Here is a 16,503-nt window from a genome sequence, read left to right as displayed (position 1 = left end):
ATGTGCCCGGCACACCAAGAGCGGAATGCTGAACACTGTTCAATAAAAGGTATGTCAACTGTATACCGTTTTATTGAACAGCGTTCAAGTCTTTGCCGCGAGATGCCGTCTCCACGAGCTGCCACCGACGCACCGCAGGCATCGCGGACCGGTACGCGTGGTCTCTCAGCATGATGGCACGCCGAGTGAACTTTTCTGCCAAACCAGATTGCTCAAGTGGTCGGTTATGCTCCGCCACCTCGGAGCGCCCCGGAGAATTCATTGCCGTTCTCCATCTCGACCAGCTGCGTTCCACAGCAGAATCGAAGTCCCACCGCAAAAGACGCTCTGTGCGATGTGCGAGACCAACGGCCAACGGCCGAAAATACGACGCGTTGCGCCTGGGCATGGCCCCATGCTTCGCCGGGAACTGATGGAATCTCGCAGGCATGGGAGCGGCCCTGATTGCGGCACATTCGTCGGATGAGCGTGCACCGCCTCGGCTTACAGGGTTGGCCGCCGCCGCTGCGCCTTGGTCTGCGAGCGCTGGGCCTTGGCCTCCAAACGGCGGCGTTGGGATCCCTTCGTTGGCTTCGTTGCCCTGCGCTTGGGCGGATCCGGGGCGAGCGCAGCGGCGATGATCTGACCCAGCTTTTCCTGGGCGCTGCGCCGATTGAGCAGCTGCGAACGCTGCTCCGCGGCCGAAACCGTGATGCTCCCGTCGGTCAACCGGGAGGACAGCCGTTCCAGCAGGCGTTCGCGCTGCCCCGGTGAGAGGGCATGGGAGGCGGCAATGTTCCAGGACAGTTCAGCCCGGGTGGACGAGGTGTTCACATGCTGGCCACCGGGTCCCGAGGCACGGGAGAAGCGCCATTCCAGCTCAACGGCCGGAATGCTCAACGTGCGCGAAACCCTCAGATCCATCCTTCCAGCATGGCACACCCCCGCGCCCCGGCCACCCTGGGAGCCAAGAACTCACTGCAGTGGCTGGTCGCCCGGTGGCGAAACTGCTTGAATTGAAATCAGCCGCCACAAGTGGAATGAGAGTCGACATGTCAACGCCGAGCAACGAACCGACCAACCCGTACTCACAGGGCGCACCGTCCTACGACTCGGGTTCCTTCAATCAGCCGCCCCAGTTCCACGGCCAGACCCCCGGCGGCACGCAGCAGCCGCAGCAGTACAATTCCCGCGAGCAGTTCACCGGCGGCCAACTGGCCCAGACCTCGATGATCCTGGGCATCCTGGCCTTGGTGTTCAGCGCCCTGGGCATCATCCTGGGGCCGATTGCCATCTCCAAGGCCAACAAGGCCGAACGCCAATACAATACGGCGGCAACGGTCGGAAAGGTCACCGGCTGGTTGGGCACCTTCCTTGGCGCACTGTGGGTGCTGGCCGGGCTGCTCGTGCTCTTTGGCATGCTCAGCTTCTACTCCAATAGCTAGGTTCACCCAGTTCCGGGCCGACGCCTTCCCTCGCGCCGGTAATATCCGTTCCTGCGTTTAACCCCCGCCATGGCCAACGGCTAGCGTAAGGGAAGGAATTATTGCGCCAAGGAATAGGAAGCACGTGCCTGAGAAGATTCGCATTGGAATTGCCGGTTACGGGAACCTGGGCCGCGGGGTCCAGGCGGCCGTGGCGAAGAATGCCGACATGGAACTGGTGGGGGTCTTCACCCGCCGCGACCCGCAGAGCCTTGAGCTGGCTTCCCCGGCCCCGCGCTACGCGATGGCCGAGCTGGATGCCCACACCGACGCCATTGACGTGCTGATTCTCTGTGGCGGTTCGAAATCCGATCTCCCCGAGCAGGGACCGGCGCTGGCCGCGAAGTTCAACACAGTGGACAGCTTTGACACCCACGCCAGGATCCCGGAGTATCACGCGGCCGTGGACCCCCCGGCCCGGGCCGGCGGCAAGACCGCACTGATCTCCGCCGGGTGGGATCCGGGAATGTTCTCCATCAACCGCGTCTACGGCGAGGCGCTGTTGCCCGACGGGGAAACCTACACGTTCTGGGGCCGGGGGCTGAGCCAGGGCCACTCCGACGCGGTGCGCCGCGTGCCGGGGGTGGCCGCCGGGGTGCAGTACACGATTCCCAGCCAGGAAGCGATCGACCTGGTGCGCGCCGGCCAGCGCCCCACGCTGAGCACCCGGCAGAAGCACCAGCGCGAATGCTATGTCGTGCTGGAGGACGCAGCGGATCCCGAGGTGGTGCGCGAGGCGATTGTGAGCATGGAGCACTACTTCGATCAGTACGACACCACGGTGCACTTCATTGACGCCCAGACCCTGGCCGCCGAGCATTCGGACATGCCCCACGGCGGATTCGTGATCCGCTCGGGCAACACCAGTGCCGAACAGAACCAGGTCATCGAATACTCCCTGGCGCTGGGTTCGAACCCCGAATTCACCTCCAGCGTGCTGGTGGCCTACGCGCGGGCGGTGCACCGGATGAACCGCGCCGGGATCACCGGCGCGCAAACCGTGTTCGATGTGGCCCCGGGGCTGCTGTCGCCCAAGTCCCCGGACCAGCTGCGCGCCGAGATGCTCTAGCAGCGCACCCGGGCCACAACGGTCCTTAAAACAACGCAACGCCAGCGACCCTTTTCATGGAAGGTCGCTGGCGTTGCGCATTCTTGCGGTGTGTGCCCCCAGGCGGTGTATTACTCGGCGGCCGGCAGGACGAAGGCCGCGTCGATCTCGATCTTGACCTTGTCGCTGACCAGCATTCCGCCGGCCTCCAGGGCGGCGTTCCAGGTGATGCCGAATTCCTTGCGGGAAATGGTCGTGGTGGCGCTGAAGCCGGCCCGGGTCATGCCGAACGGGTCAACGGTCTGGCCGCCGAACTCCCCCTCCAGCTCAACTTCCTTGGTGACGCCCTTGATGGTCATTTCACCGATCAGGGTGAATTCGTCGCCGCCCTCGGCGCGCAGCGAGCGGAAGCTCATGACCGGGAAGTTCTCCGCGTCAAAGAAGTCCTCACCCTTTAGGTGGGCGTCGCGGTTCGCATCCTTGGTGCTTACCGAGGCGACCTGAATGGTCGCCTCAACGGCGGAGTCGGCCAGGGAGTCGCCGACGGTCAGGGTGGCGTCGAAGTCAGTGAAGTTGCCGCGGACGCGGGAGATGCCGGCATGGCGAACGACGAAGCTGACTTCGCTGTGGGCGGCGTCCAGGTTCCAGGTTCCGGTGGTCAGGTCGGTAGCTGCGGCAGTAGTCAAAAGGTTGCTCCCTGTGTGTCATATGGGTGGTAGCGCAACGCCAAAATATAATTGACGCTTCAACTGCTTCACTCTTAACCATTGCACACCCGATGATGATGCGTCAATTAATTCGCCACACTTCGACATACCCCGCAGTGCAACGCCCGCCACTGGCCGCCCCAAAGCACCCCACGCACCGCGGCACTCGACAAGGGGGCGGCCCCGCCGCTATCGCGGCGCCCACGACACAGTTCCCGGTGGCACACCTCATACGCCGGGCCGGGAATGGATCGAGAACCCGATGGGTTACAGGATCTACATGCAAACGCATGGAAATCGGATCCCGAGGGCACCCGCTCGCGGGACCCCAACCGAAAGGCAGGACAAGATGACCGAGCTAGCCGGATACCCCAATGACCGCCTGACCCCCGAGAACACCGCCATCCTGCTGGTCGACCACCAGTCCGGGTTGATCCTCGGCGTACAGGACCACGATCAGCTCGAAGTACGTCGCAACGCCCAGGCCCTGGCCAAGATCGGCAAGGTCTTCGATGTACCCGTCGTCGCCACCACTTCCGCTCCCACCGGCCCCAACGGTCCGCTGATCCCGGAGCTGACCCGAGAACTGGGTGATGAAACCCCGATCATTCACCGCACCGGTGAAGTCGACGCCTGGGACGACCCGGCCTTCGAAGAAGCGGTGAAGGCCACCGGGAAGAAGAACCTGGTGATCGCCGGCGTCATCACCGATGTTTGCCTGATGTTCGCCTCCCTTTCGGCCCGGGCCCGCGGCTACAACGTGCATGCCATCGTTGACGCCTCGGGCACGACCAACAAGCTCGCCCGGGAAACCTCGCTGCTGCGCCTGCAGCAGGCCGGGGTCACCCTGAACAGCACCGTCGGTGTCATCTCCGAGCTGCTGCGCGACTGGAAGAACCCGGGCGGTGCGGGCACCGCGGAAACGTTCGCCGAACTGGCCATGCCGTTCTACGGAGCGGTCATCGAAAGCCACACCGCGGCCAGCGGCGGCGAGCAGAAGTAGCCTTCCCACGCCGCTCGGTGCCGGGGCGGCGGACAGACCCCGCCGCCCCAGCACCCCTCACCCGCTCCCCCGCGTCACATCCTGAGCGCTATCCAGTGCGGGGGAACGCAAAGAGCACGGGGCCCGCAGATTACTCTGCGGGCCCCGCGCTCTTGGCTGGGCGCGGATTACCGGCTCCTCGCGGATCCGCGGCCCGGTCAGGGTTCGGTGACCAGGCCTTCCTGGACCATCCAGGCGAAGGCCACGTCGGCCGGTTCCCCGCCCTCAACGTCAACCTGGTAGTTCAGGTCCATCAGCACCTCATCGGTGAGCAGCGGGGCGATCTGTGCCATCACGTCCGCCACCTGCGGGTACTGTTCATAGAACTCACCGTTGATGACCGGGGCCATGTTGTAGCTGGGGAAGTACTCCACGTCATCCTCCAGCACCGTCAGGTTCAGCGCCTTGATGCGCCCGTCGGTGGTGAAGACCTCGCCGAAGTTGCACGCCCCGTCCGCGGTGGCCGAGTAGATGGCCCCCACGTCATAGAGCCCGACGTTGGATTCGGGCACGTCGCTGCCGCGCTTGAGCCCGATCGCCTCCAGCATCGGGGTCAGCCCGTCACGCCGGGAGTTGAACTCGGGGTCCACGCAGAACGTCAGCTCGGACTTGTCCAGGTCCTTGAGCTGGGAGAGCTTGGTGACCCCCAGCTCCTTGGCCGCCTCTTCATTCATCGCCATGGCGTAGGTGTTGTTCAGCGGCGCCGGAGCACCCCAGTAGAGCCCGTTCTTGGCGTCCTCATCACGCACCGCCTTCCACTGCGCCTCCGCGCCGGGTACCGGCTCCTCGTGGCCCAGGTAGGTCAGCCAGGCGGTGCCGGTGTACTCCCAGACCATGTTGGCCGCGTTGCTCACCAGCAGTTCACGCGCCGGCTGCGAACCGGGCACGTTGGTCAGGTCGGTGACGTCGAACCCGGCGGTCTGCAGTGCGATGACCGCGATCTTGCCCACGATCAGCTGCTCGGTGAAGGACTTGGAGGTCACGGTGACCTTCGGCTTCTCCTCGGACAGGCCCGGGATGGGCTGGATCTCGCCGGGGGCGGAGGGCGGCACGGTGCCGGTGGACGGGGAGAGCCCGCAACCGGTCAGGCCGAGCAGCGCCGCAGCGCCCAGCGCGGTCAGCTTCAGCTTGTTTTTCACGACAGTCCTTTCGGTCGAGCCGCGGTTTCCACCACGCGTCCGATCCAGTCAACGCTCACCGCCAGCAGGGCCACCAAGAGCGAGCCGGCCACCAGCACCGCGTTCAGCGACAGGTTCACCCCGGTGGTGATCAGGATGCCCAACCCGCCGCCGTTGATGAACGTGGCCAGGGTGGCGGTACCCACCAGCAGCACCAGTGCGGTGCGGATTCCCGAAAGCATCACCGGAACCGCCAGCGGCAGCTCCACCTTGAACAGGACCGCCATCTGGCTCATCCCGATCCCGCGGCCGGCTTCCACCAGCCGCTGGTCGACCTGCTGCAGGCCGATGATGGTGTTGGACAGGACCGGAAGGATCGCGTAGAGCACCAGCGCCACCACGGCGGTCATCGGCCCGTAGCCGAGCCAGAACGCCAGCAGCACCACCAGGCCAATGGCCGGGGCGGCCTGCCCGACGTTGGCGATCGCGCGCACCGTGGGCGCCGCCTTGCGGATGCCGGGACGGGTGAGCAGGATCCCCAGCGGGATCGCGATGACCAGCACCACCAGGGCGGCGAGCACCGTGATCTGCAGGTGCTCCACCGTGTAGCCCCAAATGGTGGACGGGTCCAGGGTCTGGCGTTCGGTGTCGCTCAGGTCTGCGGTCAGCAGCCAGGCCACCAGCAGCCCGAAGGCCACCAGGATCCCGATCAGCTGGTAAAGCAGTCCACGTCGTTCGGCGGTCATTGGTCCTCACCGTCCTGCAGGGCGACCTGGCTGATCGCCCCGGAGTTCAGGCCCACCGGTGCCTCGTGGTCCGCCCCGGCGGCCGCATTGGCCGCGGAGATCGCCTCCATCACCGTCTGCACGGTGATGATTCCAGCGTACGCGTCGCGCCGGCCGGTGACGATGGCGGATTCGGTGCTGGAGACCAGCATGGTGTCCAGCGCGTCGTTTAGGGTCGCCTGCCAGCCCACCGACGGCAGGTTCGGGTCATAGGTGCCCTCGATAATCTGCGCGCGGGAGAGCTGGCGGCGGGTGAGCCGGCGCAGCGGGCGGCCGCGCGAATCGAGCACCACCGCGTACTTCGCCCCGGCGCCCTGCACCTGGGAGAGCACATCGGAGGCGCGCTGGCCGGGGGTCGCGGTGACCGCGTCCTCCAGCTCGACCTCGTTCACGCGGGTCAGGGTCAGCTGCTTCAGCCCGGCACCGGAGCCGATGAAGTTCTCCACGAACTCGCTGGCCGGGTTGGCCAGGATGCGTTCGGGCGAATCGTACTGCTCCAGCTGGGCGCCCTCGTTGAACACGGCGATCCAGTCGCCGAGCTTGACGGCCTCATCGAAGTCGTGGGTCACGCACACGATGGTCTTTTGCACCTCGGACTGGATGTTCAGCAGCTCATCCTGCAGGCGCTGGCGGGTGATCGGGTCCACGGCGCCGAACGGCTCATCCATCAGCAGCACCGGCGGGTCGGCGGCCAGGGCGCGGGCCACGCCCACGCGCTGCTGCTGTCCGCCGGACAGCTCCTTCGGGAAGCGGTCGCGGTACAGCTCCGGATCCAGGGAAACCAGCTCGAGCAGCTCGTCCACGCGGGCTGCGATCTTCTCCTTGGACCAGCCCAGCATCTTGGGCACCATGCCGATGTTGGTGGCCACCGTCATGTGGGGGAACAATCCACCGGCCTGGATCACGTAGCCGATGCGCCGGCGCAGCTCATCACCGTTCATCTTGGTTACGTCATCGCCGTTGATCACGATCTGCCCGCTGGTCGGCTCGATCAGCCGGTTGATCATCTTCAGGGTCGTGGTCTTGCCACAGCCCGAGGGGCCGACGAACATCACGATGGAGCCGGCCGGAATCTCCAGGGTCAGTCCGCCCACCGCGGACTTCTTCTGCCCCGGGTAGGTCTTGGTGACTTCCTGCAGCATGATCGAGGCGCCGGTGACGCCCTCAGCGGCGCCGTTCGCGGCGGTGCTGCCGGTGCGGGCACCGCCCTGGCCTGCGGTCTTGCCGTTAGCGGCCATGTTGTTGTCTTCTCTAGCGTTGTTCTCAGACACGGATACCTCGCGGGGTTGTGAGCCGGCCGATGCCGATCAGGATCAAATCAAGAATCAGGGCCAGGATGACCACTCCCACCACGCCGACAACGACGGATTCCAGGGAGTTGGCGCCACCGAGGCGGGAAAGGCCGGAGAAGATCATTCCACCCAGGCCCGGGCCGAGCGAATAGGCGGCGATCGCCGCGACGCCCATGACCATCTGGGCGGAAATCCGGATGCCGGTCAGGATCACCGGCCACGCCATGGGAATCTCAACCTTCAGCAAGGTGCCCAGGCGGCTCATTCCGATGCCGCGGGCGGATTCGACCAGGCTGGGTTCAATATTGTTCAGGCCCACGATCGCGTTGCGCAGGATCGGCAGCGCGGCGAAGAAGGTCACCACAATGACCGCGGGGGTAACGCCGAAACCGACCGGCACAATCAGCAGGCCGATCAGCGCGAAGGAAGGGATCGTCAAGCCAATGGCGCTGATGCCGTTGGCCACGCCCGCCAGCGCCTTGCTGCGGTACACCAGCACCGCCAGCACTACGGCAATGGCGGTGGCCAGGATCAGGCATTGACCTACCAGCGAGAAGTGTTGCCAGGAGGCCAACAGTATTTGGCGATATCGCTCGCCAATGAAATCTCCCACATCAAAACCTGCTTCACTCTAGTTACGAAAAATGCACCAAATCCGCGGAATTTCGCGGTCCGGCATCCTTTAGCTTAGCTAGTTGGCTAGGTCACTTCCAATTGATACACCCGTATTTCTCGTCTGACTTGGGCTTATTAGTTCACTCACGAACCGCAATAGGAAATGACATCGACTGGCGTGCCGCAGGCCACTTGTAGTGAGATGGGGTCATGAAACTTGCCACCCTTCGCACCCCCGATTTAGCGGCGCCCACGGCCGCCGCGCTGATCAGCGACCAAGGCGCCCAGCTGCTTCCAGGATTCCCGGACGTGCAGCATTTCCTGCGGGCCAAGGAGGAGCGGCGGCAGCAGGCCCTGGAGCAAGCCCGGGCCAGCCAGCCGCAGCCGCACGCCGGGCTGGTGTACGCCACACTGATCCCCAATCCCTCCAAGGTGCTGTGCATTGGACTGAACTACCGCAACCACATCGCCGAGGTCCAGATGGAGGAACCGAAATACCCCACCATCTTCGCCAAGTTCGCCTCCAGCCTCAGCGGCGCCAACGACAGCGTGGAAATCCCCGGCGAGGACCACCGGGTGGACTACGAGGGTGAGCTGGCGGTGATCATCGGCGCCCCGGGACGGCGGATCCCCGCCGAGCACGCGCACCGGCACATCGCCGGGTACGCCATCTCCAATGACATCTCCATGCGCGGCTACCAGGGCCGCACCCGGCAGTGGCTGCAGGGCAAGGCCTGGGACGCCTCCACCCCGGTCGGCCCATGGCTGGTCACGGCCGACGAATTTTCCCCCGGGGCGCGGATCACCACGAAGGTCAACGGGCAGCTGGTCCAGGACGACTCCACCGATGACCTGGTCTTCAATGTGGCCGAATTGGTCAGCTACATTTCGGCGATGACCGAACTGCAGCCCGGGGACCTGATCCTGACCGGCACCCCGGCCGGGGTGGCCGTCTCACGCAAGGACGAGAACGGACGCCGCCCCTGGCTCAAGCCCGGCGACGTACTGGAAACCAGCATCGAAGGTCTGGGCACCAGCCGGCTGACCTTCCACCCACAGGAGGACTAGGCATGCACAACGCCAACGCTTCGGCACCCCAGGATTTTTCCACCTGCGATCTGTTCGACGACGACGAGACCCTGCAGTCGGTCTCCACCCAGCTGCGCAACTTCGGCGGGCGGACCAAGTTCAGCGGCCCAATCCGAACGCTGCGCTGCTACCAGGACAACTCCATCCTCAAGCAGATTGTCGCCACCCCCGGCAACGGGCAGGTGCTGGTGGTTGACGGAGCCGGATCCCTGGACTGCGCACTGCTCGGTGACATGGTCGCCAAGACCGCACTGGACAACGGCTGGGCCGGATTGGTCATCCACGGCGCCGTGCGGGACTCGGCGGAACTGGCCACCTTGGACCTGGGAATCAAGGCGCTGGGCACCAACCCGCGCAAGAGCCAGAAACTGGACTCGGGCTCCCCTGACGTGGAACTGCGCTTCGGTTCGGTGACTTTCCGTCCCGGGCTGATGCTGCACAGCGACGATGACGGGATCCTGCTGGACCCGATCGGCTGAGCCCGCAATAAATGGAGATCCAGGTCACCATGATGGGTTAGTGTATTACCTTGACGCCACCAGCGTCATGAACATCACACTCGCATCACTGGAGGACCAACACATGGAAGCCCTCACGACCCTGTTTGGCGACATCTCGTCCGTCATTTGGGGGCCATTTGTCCTGATCCCACTTCTGCTGCTCACCGGGCTGTACCTGACGATCCGGCTGGGCCTGATCCAGCTGGTCAAGCTCGGTCCGGCACTGCGCCTGGGGATCATCAAGCGCAAGGACGCCGGTTCGGAGGGAGACGTCTCCCAGTTCCAGGCTTTGACCACCGCCCTGGCCGCCACCGTGGGCACCGGCAACATCGTCGGGGTGGCCACCGCCATCGGCATCGGCGGGCCCGGTGCGCTGTTCTGGATGTGGATCACCGGCATCTTCGGCATGGCCTCGAAGTACTCGGAGGCCTTCCTGGGTGTGCGCTTCCGCGGCACCGACGCCGCCGGTGAGAAGTCCGGCGGCCCGCAGTACTACCTGCAGCGCGGCATCAAGGGCCCGTTCGGCAAGTTCCTGGCCCTGTTCTTCGCCATCGCCGCAGCGATCGCCAGCTTCGGCATCGGCAACCTGACCCAGGCCAACTCGATCTCCGCGAACCTGGAGAACTCCTTCCAGGTGCCGCTGTGGGTCACCGGCGCGGTGCTGATGGTGCTCTCCCTGGCCGTGCTGGTCGGCGGCATCAAGTCCATCGGCCGCATCACCGCCGGGTTCGTCCCGGTGATGATCATCTTCTACGTGGGCGCCGCCATCTACATCCTGCTGGCCAACCTGGGCAAGATCCCCGCCGCGTTCGCCACCATCTTCACCGACGCGTTCACCGGCACCTCCGCCGTGGGTGGCTTCGCCGGCTCGGCCATCATCATCGCCGTGCAGTTCGGCGTGGCCCGCGGCATCTTCTCCAATGAGTCGGGCATGGGCTCGGCGGCCATCGCCGCCGCCGCTGCACAGACCAGCCACCCGGTGCGCCAGGGCCTGGTCTCGATGACCCAGACCTTCATCGACACCATCATCGTGGTCACCTGCACCGGCCTGGTCATCATCACCACCGGCACCTGGAACATGATTGACCCGGAGACCGGGGAGCAGATCTCCGCCGCGCTGATGACCGGCCAGGCCTTCACCCACGGCCTGCCTGGCCAGTGGGGACACTGGATTGTGACCATCGGCCTGGTGATGTTCGCCTTCTCCACCATCCTGGGCTGGTGCTACTACGGTGAACGCCAGATGGAGCGCCTATTCGGTCGCGCCCTGGTGATGCCGTTCCGCGTGGTGTTCTCCCTGGTCGTGTTCGTGGGCGCCACCACCGAGCTGGCCGTGGTGTGGAACTTCTCCGACATGATGAACGGGCTGATGGCCCTGCCGAACCTGTTGGGTCTGCTGATCCTCTCCGGACTGGTGGCCCGCGAAACCAAGTGGTACCTGAAGAACGACCCGAAGCTGGAAGCCACCAAGGACCAGATCGAGACGTTCATGGCCGGACGTCCGGGCTGGGATGAGTGGAAGGCCGGCGACGTCATCGGCTCCGCCCACGCCCAGGCCACCGGCAAGACCGAGGTCCACGAACGCTAAGGGCGGGCGCTGCCAGCTGCCCCTCAGACACAAGAGCCAGTCCCGTTCAGGGACTGGCTCTTGTACTTTGTTCAGGTATTCAACGGCTGTTGCGCCCAGGCCGGTCTGGGCGCCGCGAGCAGCTAGGCGGCTAGGCGTTCCACAGGCCGTAGGAGTCGGCCAGGTCGGCGATCTTCTGCGCACGGGCCAGACGCGGCAGGTAGGACCCGTCGCCCACTGCGGCACCGGCGGCGTGCGCCTCCAGCAGCTCCATGGCCCAGGACAGCTCATCGGCGCTCGGGGCCAGGGCGGCGTTGATGCCATCCACGTGGTCCCGGGAGAGCGAGAGCTTGCCGGTCATGCCCATCGACGCGGTCACCTGAGTTTCCTCGCTGACCACCCCGGCGTCGGCCCCGGCCGGGGGTGGGCCGTCGATCGCGCCGGGCAGCTTGCCCACGCGGGAGGCGACAACCAGCTTGCCGCGGGCGTAGGCCAACGCCAACGGAGAATCCGAGACGCCGGTGTCCTTGCGGAAGTCGTTCACACCAAAGGCCAGACGGAAGGTGCCGGGGGCCGAGGCGATGGCGGTGGCGTTTTCGATGCCCAGCGCCGATTCGATCAGCGCCAGCACCGGGGTGCCGGCACGCAGACGCATGGCGCTGAGCGTGACCTGCTCAGGCTTCTCGGTCATGGCCAGCATGATGCCACGCAGTCCCGGCGCCTCGGAGAGGGCTGCCAGGTCATCGGCCCAGAACTCGGTGTCAATGCCGTTCACGCGCACCCAGGCGGTCATTCCCGTAGACAGGGCGTTGACCACCGCGTCGCGGGCCTCACCCTTCTTGTCGTCGGGTACGGCGGCTTCCATATCGAAGATGACCGAGTCCGCCTCGCAGGCCAGGGCCGGCCCGAATTCCTCTGGCTTCGCGGCGTTGACCAACAACCAGGAACGGGAAAGTTTTGCGGGGAGAGCTGCTGCTCGACGATTACGGAATGCCATACCACTACCCTACTCACTACGCATCACCGGCACCCAGAACTGCCTGCGGTGTTGCGGCCGCTCACTAGGGCATGTGACGCCAATTACGGTTTTCTCCAGTTAGAGAGTAACGTGTTTTCCCGGGTTCGGTGGTTCATAGGGAACGACCATCGGCTTCAGGGACGCATAATTTTGCCTTAGCACCGTGAGCACCGGGGCGGGGCCGAGGAAGGAGACGACCGTGGCTGGCGAAATCACGCAGCAGACACAGTCGCAGGACAATCAAAAGCTCGAACGGGCGTTGTCCAACCGGCACATCCAGCTAATCGCCATCGGCGGGGCCATCGGCACCGGCCTGTTCATGGGTTCGGGCAAGACCATCGCCGTCGCCGGCCCCTCGGTGATCTTCGTGTACATGATCATCGGGTTCATGCTCTTCTTCGTCATGCGGGCCATGGGCGAGATCCTGCTGAGCAACCTGGAGTACAAGACCTTCTCCGAGTTCGCCGGTGACCTGCTCGGCCCGTGGGCCGGCTTCTTTACCGGGTGGACCTACTGGTTCTGCTGGGTGGTCACCGGGATCGCCGACGTGGTGGCGATCGCCCACTATGTGGCTTTCTGGTGGGGCGACCTGCCCCTGTGGATTCCGGCACTGACGTGCATCGTGCTGCTGGTGGCCCTGAACCTTCCCAGCGTGAAGAACTTCGGTGAAACCGAGTTCTGGTTTGCGCTGATCAAGATCGTGGCGATCCTGGCGCTGATCGTCACCGGGCTGGCCATGATCGTGCTCGGTTTCGAGGCCGACGGAACCCGCGCCTCGTTCTCCAACCTGTGGAACTACGGTGGACTGTTCCCCACCGGCATGATGGGCTTCATTGCCGGATTCCAGATTGCAGTGTTCGCCTTTGTGGGCATTGAACTGGTGGGCACCACGGCTGCGGAAACCAAGGACCCGGAAAAGACCCTGCCGCGCGCGGTGAACTCGATCCCGCTGCGCATTATCCTGTTCTACGTCGGCTCGCTGGTCATCCTGATGTCGGTCACTCCCTGGGTCAAGTTCTCCCCCGAGGAATCCCCGTTCGTGGGCATGTTCGCGCTGGCCGGGCTGGTCGGTGCCGCCGGCGTGGTGAATTTCGTCGTGCTCACCTCGGCAACCTCCAGCGCCAACTCCGGGATCTACTCGACCTCGCGCATGATCTACTCGCTGGCGGTGGACGGGGATGCGCCCAAGCGCTTTGGCAAGCTGACCAAGAACCAGGTGCCGCGCAACGCCCTGTTGTTCTCCTGCATGTTCCTGCTGGCCGGCGTCGTGCTGCTCTACACCGAGGGTTCGGTGGCCGAGGCCTTCACCCTGGTCACCACAATCTCCGCACTGTGCTTCATGTTCGTGTGGACGATGATCCTGCTCAGCTACCTGGTGTACCGCAAGCGCCGCCCGCACCTGCATGATCAGAGCAAGTTCAAGATGCCCTTTGGCATGCTGATGCCCTATGTGGTGCTGGCGTTCTTCGTGTTCATCCTGTGGACCTTGACCACCCAGCCCGACACGCTCCAGGCCCTGCTGGCAACCCCGGCCTGGTTCGCCATTCTTGGGGTGTGCTACCTGAAGCTGCGCAAGAACCCGCAGCATCAGGCCCTGCGCCAGGCGCATGCCGCCAAGGTCGAGGAGGAGAACCAGGCCGCGGCACTGTACCGCGGCTAATCTCCCCGCCTCCCCTGGCGGTTCAGGGCAACCGTTGCTCAGGCGGCCTCGTTCGGTGCTTTCCGGACGGGGCCGCCGTGCTTCATCAGATGCACTTCCAGGACCCTTGCCACCAGCCCATAGCGCCGGTGCACGCCCAGGGTGTACTTGCCCGCACCGGTCTTCAGGGCGAAGTACATCAGCCGCCCGTCCTTCCAATCCGCGGTGTGGCCGTGGTCGTAGTATTCGCCGCGCAGCACCTGGCGTGCCAGCCCATTGAGCATGATCAATGTGTCTTCTTCGCTGATGCCCCGCACCAGGAATTCCGGCTGCCCCAGGCGGGTCAGGCCCACGGTGTACCCGAACACGCGTTTGGGGTTCGGGTCCTGGATGCAGTAGACGGCGTAGCCGTTCTGGGCGATCTGCCCGTTGATGTGTGCTTCAACTTCGGCGGCGGACATGCCATCGCACATCATGCACATGGTCCTCACTCCTTGGATGGTGTTTGCTTCTCCGGCCTTCCCAGTGTTGACCCGGGCAAGGGTGTTCTTGGGCTTGATCGCGAATTTGTGGATAACTTCCTTCATGGGGACCGCTGCCTCCAGCCGGGCAACACCCCATCGGCTTGACCGGGCTCACCGACCGCGCCGGTCGTAGGGTTCATCCTCGTCCTCCAGCTCGAGGTAACCCCCGTCCTGCTCCTCGGCGGGGACAACCATGAGCACCCTGGTCCCTTCGCCGTAGCGGCACATGGCGATCGGGGCGATTTCCTCAACGTTGACGATCTCCTCGAAAGTCAACGCGAACCCGAACCAGTAGGTGATGTCATCACGTTCGAAGCGTTGGCCATGGTGGACGATGCCGTGCGCCAGGTTGCGCAGCATCTTAACCACGAACGTGGTGTCTTCCTCCCAGATCATCAGCTCGGGGTGCCCCTTGGCGCTGAGACCGATGGTGTGCCCGAAACGCGTTGTCTCGTCCGGGTTTTGGTACAGCAGCACGCTGCATCCTTCGTTCTTGATGTCCTGGGTGATGTCCCGGTTCAGTTGAGCCTGGGGCGCATCAGGGGCGCAAATCGTGCACATTTGAAATCACTTCCTCAATCGGCGCGCAGCCGTTGGGCGGTTCCACGGCGGTCGTCGTGGATAGATTCCAGTGTCGTGCCGATATGCCGCGGCAAACGGTGCTCGGCAAATCTGTGGATAAGAAAGCGCGCTTAAACGAAGGACGCACCCACGGTGATCCGTTGGATCGTGGGTGCGTCCTTCGTGCGGCCGTGGCCCGGCCCTGCAGCATGCTGCCTACTGGGCGGATTCGGCCGCCGCGCCAACTGCCTTGGCTACCGCGGGCATGACCCGCTCGTCCAGGGCGGAGGGGATGATGTAGTCGGCTGCCAGATCCTCGCCGACCAGGTCGGCGATAGCATGTGCGGCGGCCACCTTCATCTGTTCGGTGATCTTCGCAGCCCCGGAATCCAGTGCACCGCGGAAGATGCCCGGGAAGGCCAGCACGTTGTTGATTTGGTTCGGGAAGTCGCTGCGCCCGGTGGCGACCACCGCCGCATATTTCTTGGCGTCCTGCGGCATGATCTCCGGGTTGGGGTTGGACAGTGCAAAGATGATCGCGTCCTTATTCATCCGCGCCACGGCTTCCTCATCGAACTTCGACGAGGACAGCCCGACGACCACATCGGCGCCATCCAGCGCCTCGGCCAATCCGCCCATCACGTCCTCACGGTTGGTGATGGCCGCCAGCTCCGCCTTGGTTGCGTTCAGGTCATCCCGCTCACGGTGGATGGTGCCGCGTGAATCCAGGACGATCACGTCCCCCACACCGGCCTGCAGCAGCAGCTTCGTCACCGCCACGCCGGCCGAGCCGGCACCGGAGATGACGACCTTCAGCGCGGAGAGGTCGCGCTGGGTGTAGCGGGCCGCGCCGATCAGGGCCGCCAGCACCACCACTGCGGTGCCATGCTGGTCATCGTGCATCACCGGGATGTCCAGGGCTTCAATCAACCGGCGTTCGATTTCAAAGCAGCGGGGAGCGGAAATGTCCTCCAGGTTCACGGCACCGAAGCTGGGACGAAGACGAATGATGGTGTCCACAATTTCGTCCACGTCGGTGGTTTCAAGAACCAGTGGAATCGAGTTCAGTCCGGCAAATTCCTTGAACAGCGCGCATTTGCCCTCCATGACCGGCAGTGACGCGGCGGCCCCGATGTTCCCCAGGCCCAGGACCGCAGTGCCGTCGGAAACCACGGCCACCAGGCGGGAGGCCCAGGTGTGTGAATCATGCTTGGCCGGGTCGTCCGCGATGGCCTGGGAAACCTTGGCCACGCCCGGGGTGTAGGCGATCGACAGATCGCGCTTGCTGCGCAGGGGCATCTGGGAGATGACGCTCAGCTTGCCACCCTCATGGGCTTCGAAAACTTCGGCGTCGGTGATCTTGGACAGGTCTTGGGTGGAGTCAACAGACATTGGACTTCTTCTTCCTTCAGAAAGTGCTGAAAACGGCATAACGCATTGCCCACGAAACTTGTGGCATAGCGCAGGAACGCGCAAAACCAAGCATCCGGCCACGTTCAGGTAAAGCGAGCACGCATCAGGCTCGAACTTCACGT

Annotated in this window: 17 protein-coding genes; 7 read left to right on the top strand and 10 right to left on the bottom strand. The window is 64.5% G+C overall.

The features are described 5' to 3' along the window. Window positions 1-483: 483 nt before the first annotated feature. Window positions 484-903: an alternative ribosome rescue aminoacyl-tRNA hydrolase ArfB gene (arfB, locus tag FDN03_RS08145; RefSeq protein ID WP_138175829.1), complete on the bottom strand. Its 420-nt coding sequence runs from the start codon at window positions 901-903 to the stop codon at window positions 484-486. A gap of 128 nt (window positions 904-1,031) precedes the next feature. On the opposite strand from arfB, the gene FDN03_RS08140 reads away from it, so the two are divergent. After that, window positions 1,032-1,424, top strand: a complete 393-nt coding sequence (locus tag FDN03_RS08140) for a DUF4190 domain-containing protein (protein ID WP_138175827.1) — start codon at window positions 1,032-1,034, stop codon at window positions 1,422-1,424. Window positions 1,425-1,548: 124 nt separating this feature from the next. Further along, window positions 1,549-2,532: a diaminopimelate dehydrogenase gene (locus FDN03_RS08135; RefSeq protein ID WP_138175825.1), complete on the top strand. Its 984-nt coding sequence runs from the start codon at window positions 1,549-1,551 to the stop codon at window positions 2,530-2,532. A 110-nt stretch (window positions 2,533-2,642) separates the two neighbouring features. On the opposite strand, the gene FDN03_RS08130 is transcribed toward FDN03_RS08135, so the two are convergent. After that, the gene (locus tag FDN03_RS08130) at window positions 2,643-3,197 is read right to left on the bottom strand and encodes a YceI family protein (RefSeq protein ID WP_138175823.1); all 555 of its coding nucleotides are present in this window, start codon (window positions 3,195-3,197) and stop codon (window positions 2,643-2,645) included. A 370-nt stretch (window positions 3,198-3,567) separates the two neighbouring features. Between FDN03_RS08130 and FDN03_RS08125 the strand changes: the two genes are divergently transcribed. Then, entirely contained in the window at window positions 3,568-4,221 is a 654-nt protein-coding gene (locus tag FDN03_RS08125; RefSeq protein WP_138175821.1) for an isochorismatase family protein, read from the top strand. A 197-nt stretch (window positions 4,222-4,418) separates the two neighbouring features. Here FDN03_RS08125 and FDN03_RS08120 read toward each other — a convergent pair whose 3' ends face one another. From FDN03_RS08120 to FDN03_RS08105, 4 genes are all read right to left on the bottom strand, one after another. Beyond that, a complete protein-coding gene (locus FDN03_RS08120) occupies window positions 4,419-5,399 on the bottom strand; it encodes a glycine betaine ABC transporter substrate-binding protein (protein ID WP_138175819.1) in 981 nt (326 codons plus the stop codon). Next, complete coding sequence (locus FDN03_RS08115) at window positions 5,396-6,124, bottom strand: ABC transporter permease (protein ID WP_138175817.1); 729 nt, start codon at window positions 6,122-6,124, stop codon at window positions 5,396-5,398. The genes FDN03_RS08120 and FDN03_RS08115 overlap by 4 nt, the downstream gene beginning before the upstream one ends. Beyond that, window positions 6,121-7,305 carry an ABC transporter ATP-binding protein gene (locus tag FDN03_RS08110; protein ID WP_138176147.1) on the bottom strand — a complete coding sequence of 395 codons (1,185 nt, stop codon included), beginning with the start codon at window positions 7,303-7,305 and terminating at the stop codon, window positions 6,121-6,123. Before FDN03_RS08110 ends, FDN03_RS08115 begins: the two co-directional genes overlap by 4 nt. A 121-nt stretch (window positions 7,306-7,426) precedes the next feature. Beyond that, the gene (locus FDN03_RS08105; RefSeq protein ID WP_138175815.1) at window positions 7,427-8,068 is read right to left on the bottom strand and encodes an ABC transporter permease; all 642 of its coding nucleotides are present in this window, start codon (window positions 8,066-8,068) and stop codon (window positions 7,427-7,429) included. 212 nt (window positions 8,069-8,280) lie between these two features. Between FDN03_RS08105 and FDN03_RS08100 the strand changes: the two genes are divergently transcribed. The 3 genes from FDN03_RS08100 to FDN03_RS08090 all read left to right on the top strand — a co-directional run bounded on the left by FDN03_RS08100 (window position 8,281) and on the right by FDN03_RS08090 (window position 11,247). Beyond that, window positions 8,281-9,138, top strand: coding sequence for a fumarylacetoacetate hydrolase family protein (locus tag FDN03_RS08100; protein ID WP_138175813.1), 858 nt, complete (start codon window positions 8,281-8,283; stop codon window positions 9,136-9,138). A gap of 2 nt (window positions 9,139-9,140) precedes the next feature. After that, on the top strand, window positions 9,141-9,638 hold the full coding sequence (rraA, locus tag FDN03_RS08095; RefSeq protein WP_138175811.1) for a ribonuclease E activity regulator RraA: 498 nt from the start codon (window positions 9,141-9,143) through the stop codon (window positions 9,636-9,638). Between the two features lie 103 nt (window positions 9,639-9,741). Beyond that, window positions 9,742-11,247, top strand: coding sequence for a sodium:alanine symporter family protein (locus tag FDN03_RS08090; protein WP_138175809.1), 1,506 nt, complete (start codon window positions 9,742-9,744; stop codon window positions 11,245-11,247). Between the two features lie 130 nt (window positions 11,248-11,377). Here FDN03_RS08090 and FDN03_RS08085 read toward each other — a convergent pair whose 3' ends face one another. Then, the gene (locus FDN03_RS08085; protein ID WP_138175807.1) at window positions 11,378-12,223 is read right to left on the bottom strand and encodes a CoA ester lyase; all 846 of its coding nucleotides are present in this window, start codon (window positions 12,221-12,223) and stop codon (window positions 11,378-11,380) included. 220 nt (window positions 12,224-12,443) lie between these two features. Here FDN03_RS08085 and cycA point away from each other — a divergent pair, with 220 nt between their 5' ends. After that, window positions 12,444-13,904 (top strand): D-serine/D-alanine/glycine transporter, encoded by a 1,461-nt coding sequence (gene cycA, locus FDN03_RS08080; protein WP_171021179.1) that lies wholly within the window; start codon window positions 12,444-12,446, stop codon window positions 13,902-13,904. A gap of 38 nt (window positions 13,905-13,942) precedes the next feature. Here the strand turns inward: cycA and FDN03_RS08075 are convergent, their stop codons facing one another. The 3 genes from FDN03_RS08075 to FDN03_RS08065 form a co-directional block, all read right to left on the bottom strand. Further along, entirely contained in the window at window positions 13,943-14,470 is a 528-nt protein-coding gene (locus tag FDN03_RS08075) for a DUF4262 domain-containing protein (protein WP_138175803.1), read from the bottom strand. A gap of 48 nt (window positions 14,471-14,518) precedes the next feature. Beyond that, a complete protein-coding gene (locus FDN03_RS08070) occupies window positions 14,519-14,968 on the bottom strand; it encodes a DUF4262 domain-containing protein (protein ID WP_138175801.1) in 450 nt (149 codons plus the stop codon). 216 nt (window positions 14,969-15,184) lie between these two features. Then, the gene (locus FDN03_RS08065; RefSeq protein ID WP_138175799.1) at window positions 15,185-16,360 is read right to left on the bottom strand and encodes an NADP-dependent malic enzyme; all 1,176 of its coding nucleotides are present in this window, start codon (window positions 16,358-16,360) and stop codon (window positions 15,185-15,187) included. Window positions 16,361-16,503 lie beyond the last annotated feature (143 nt).

The organism is Glutamicibacter sp. V16R2B1 (assembly GCF_005774635.1).
GTDB lineage: Bacteria > Actinomycetota > Actinomycetes > Actinomycetales > Micrococcaceae > Glutamicibacter > Glutamicibacter creatinolyticus.
The sequence above is the reverse complement of the archived record's forward strand: the minus strand, read 5'-3'. Positions and strand labels throughout refer to the sequence as shown.